Here is a 3,419-nt window from a genome sequence, read left to right on the forward strand (position 1 = left end):
GCATCGCGGGCCATGGTGGCCAAATCGTCGTAATAGACATAGGGGACGTTGGGCTGGCGGCGGCGGCCATGGTAGAGCACGCGCATCTTCATGGCCTGGGCGCGCTGGGCGATCTCCTTGCCGATGCGGCCCAGCCCGAGAATGCCCACGCTCTTGCCGGTGAGTTCCGAGGCCAGGCCGAAGGGGCCGGCGGGCCAGCGCCCGGCGCGCACGAAGCGGTCGGCGGAAACGATCTGCCGGCCCAGCGCGACCATCAGGCCGATGGTGAGTTCGGCAACCGCGTCGTTGAGCACGTCGGGCGTATTGGTGACGCGGACATTGCTGGCGCGGGCGGCCCGAGTATCGATGCCGTCATAGCCGACCCCGAAGCCGGCGACGATTTCGAGATTGGGCAGGGCGGCGATGAGATCGGCCGGGACCTGGGAGCCGGCAATGGCGCGGATGCGCCCGCCATTGGCGGCGAGCCAGGCGGCCGGGTCGGCCTCTTCATGCAGCTTGTGGACGGTGTAGCGCTCGGCCAGGGCCGCCTCGCAGGAGGCCAGCAGCTTGCCGGTTTGCAGAATATCGATGGTCATGGAATCCTCGTCTCACTGCGAGACTAGCGGGCTGTCCGGACGCGGGCAACTAGATGCTCAGCACATAAAGCCAGAAGGAAATCGTCACCGCCGAGGCGATGGTGGCAATGAGGATGGCGTTGGCGGCGACATTGACGCCGCGATTATAATAGGTGGCGAAGACATAGACATTGATGCCCGCCGGCATGGCCGCGAGCAGAATGCCGTAGCGCGCGGTTTCGATCGGGACGCGCAGCACCAGCACCATCAGCACATAGGCGATGGCGGGATGCAGGATGAGCTTGATGAGCGATGCCACCAGCGCCTGATGCCAGCTTTCGGAGAGCTTGAATTCGTTGAGCGCCCCGCCAATGCCGAACAGGGCCACCGGCACCACGGCCTGGCTCATCAGGGAAAAGAAGGCGTCGGCCGGCTCGATGAGGGGCAGGCCGGAGAAATAGCCGATCAAGCCGGCGGCGATGCCCCAGATGAGCGGATTTGAGGCGACGCGGCGGGCGGCGACCACCAGCGTCGCGGCCAGCGACCGGCCGTCGCGGCGCATCACCTCGATGGTGACCATGCCGATGGTGAGCAGGATGGCGCCATGCAGCCCTATGATGGAGAGTACCACCGGCAGCGCCTCGGGCCCGTAGGCGCGCTGGGTGATGGGCAGGCCCACCAGCACGGTATTGGTGAACATGCCCGAAAAGCCCACCGAAACGGCGACGCCCGGCGTGTTGCCGAACCCTTTCAGGGCGATGACGATGCCGACGACGAAGCAGGTCAACGCCCCGAAATAAAACGGGCCGATGATGGCGATGTTGAAGGCGGAAGAAAAATCGCTGGTCAGCAGCGAGTGGAACAGCAGGCAGGGCGTGGCGAAATTGTTGACGAAGGCAATGAGCCCGCGAATGCCCTCGGCCGGAAACAGGCGAAAGCGAACGGCGAGGAACCCGAAGGCCATCAGCGCGAAAATCGGCGCAATGACGGTGAGAATGGCGAGCATGTCCGGGGATTCCGGTGGGCGGGACGCAATTGGGTAGCCTTGCGGCGCGGCAGGGTCAATGCGTCGCAGGCATATCGGAGAAACGAAACTTTATCGTTTAAAACGAAAGAGAAACGCGTATAAACGAAACCAAGCTAAGCAAGGATCGAGGGCCGTGGGCACAAACGTCGATATTTTCGTCATTGGCGGGGGGATCAACGGCACCAGTATCGCCCGCGACGCGGTGGGGCGCGGCTTCAGCGTTGCCCTGGCGGAAATGAACGACCTGGCCTCGGGCACCTCTTCGGCGGCGACCAAGCTGATCCATGGCGGGCTGCGCTATCTCGAACATTACGAATTCCGCCTGGTGCATGAGGCGCTGGCCGAGCGCGAGGTGCTGTGGGCGGAAGCCCCCCACATCATCAAGCCGCTGCGCTTCGTCCTGCCCCACCACAAGGGGCTGCGGCCGGCCATGGTGCTGCGCGCGGGGCTGGCCATGTATGACTATATGGGCGGGCGGCGGCTGCTGCCGGCCACGAGAACCCTGGACCTGAGCCGGGACGAGACCGGCAGGCCGCTCAAGCCGGGCTATAAGCTGGCCTTCGAATATTCCGACTGCTGGGTGGACGATGCGCGCTTCGTGGTGCTCAACGCAAGCGACGCAGCCGACAAGGGCGCCGCGATCCATGTGCGCACGAAAGTGAGCGCGGTGCGGCGCGAGGGCGATGGCTGGCTGGTGGAGACGCAGGGCGAGGCCGGAGCGCAGAGCTTCCGCGCGCGGCTGGTGGTCAATGCCGCCGGACCCTGGGTGGACGAGGTGATCCAGACGGCGCTGGGCGAGACCGAAAAGCACCATGTGCGGCTGGTCCAGGGCAGCCATATCGTGGTGAAAAAGCTCTATGAGCATGACCGCTGCTATTTCTTCCAGAACGGCGACGGGCGGATTTTCTTCGCCATCCCCTATGAGGACGATTTCACCCTGATCGGCACCACCGACCGCGACTACAGGGGCGACCCGGCCAAGGTGGCGATCACGCCGGAGGAAACGGACTATCTGCTGGCGGCGGCCAATGAATATTTCGCCAGCCCGATAACGCCGGACGATATCGTGTGGAGCTATTCGGGGGTGCGCCCGCTCTATGACGACGGGGCCAGCGCCGCGCAAGAGGCAACGCGCGACTATGTGCTCAAGCTCGAGGGCGAGGCGGCGCAGGTGCTGCATATCTTCGGGGGCAAGCTGACCACCTCGCGGCGGCTGGCCGAAGCGGCGATGGAAAAGATCGAGGGCGTGCTCGGCCGCAAGGGGCCGGCCTGGACGGGCAAATCCACCCTGCCCGGCGGCGAGTTCGAGCCACTGGCCTATGCCGCCGAGTTGCGCCGGCTGGGCAAGGACTATCCGCAAATGCCCCCGAAACTGCTGGCGCGGCTGATGCGCCAATATGGCAAGCGCGCCTGGCAGGTGCTGGGCGCGGCGCGGAGCCCTGAAGATCTGGGACCGCATTTCGGCTGGACGCTCTATGGGGCGGAAGTGGATTACCTCATGGATCAGGAATGGGCGCGACGGGCCGAGGACGTGTTGTGGCGCCGCACCAAGGTGGGGCTGCGCGTGGGGCCGGAAGAGGTGGCGCGGCTGGAGGCGTATATGGCGACCAGGGGGCACTAGCCCCTACCCTTCTCCCCTTGTGGGAGAAGGTGGCCCGAAGAGGCGGATGAGGGGTTGCTTGCACACGTATCCAGCATGGGATGGCGCAAAACCCCTCACCCTGCAATTCTGCTGAACGCAGAATTGCCGTCCCTCTCCCGCAAGGGGGGAGGGAAACGCAGGCCTAGCCAGCGGCGCGGCGGGCGGCCTTGTCGAATTTCTTGATGACGCGGTCGCG

Annotated in this window: 3 protein-coding genes; 1 reads left to right on the top strand and 2 read right to left on the bottom strand. The window is 65.1% G+C overall.

Translation table 11 applies throughout. The features are described 5' to 3' along the window. On the bottom strand, positions 1-575 hold a 575-nt coding region (locus tag VDP82_RS15945; RefSeq protein ID WP_323015814.1), incomplete at its 3' end, for an NAD(P)-dependent oxidoreductase. A gap of 49 nt (positions 576-624) precedes the next feature. Continuing rightward, positions 625-1,560 carry an AEC family transporter gene (locus VDP82_RS15950; RefSeq protein ID WP_323015815.1) on the bottom strand — a complete coding sequence of 312 codons (936 nt, stop codon included), beginning with the start codon at positions 1,558-1,560 and terminating at the stop codon, positions 625-627. Between the two features lie 154 nt (positions 1,561-1,714). Here VDP82_RS15950 and glpD point away from each other — a divergent pair, with 154 nt between their 5' ends. Then, on the top strand, positions 1,715-3,202 hold the full coding sequence (glpD, locus tag VDP82_RS15955) for a glycerol-3-phosphate dehydrogenase (protein WP_323015816.1): 1,488 nt from the start codon (positions 1,715-1,717) through the stop codon (positions 3,200-3,202). The last annotated feature ends 217 nt before the right edge of the window (positions 3,203-3,419 follow it).

It is taken from the genome of Devosia sp., from assembly GCF_034675085.1.
In the GTDB taxonomy this organism is placed as follows: Bacteria; Pseudomonadota; Alphaproteobacteria; order Rhizobiales; family Devosiaceae; genus Devosia.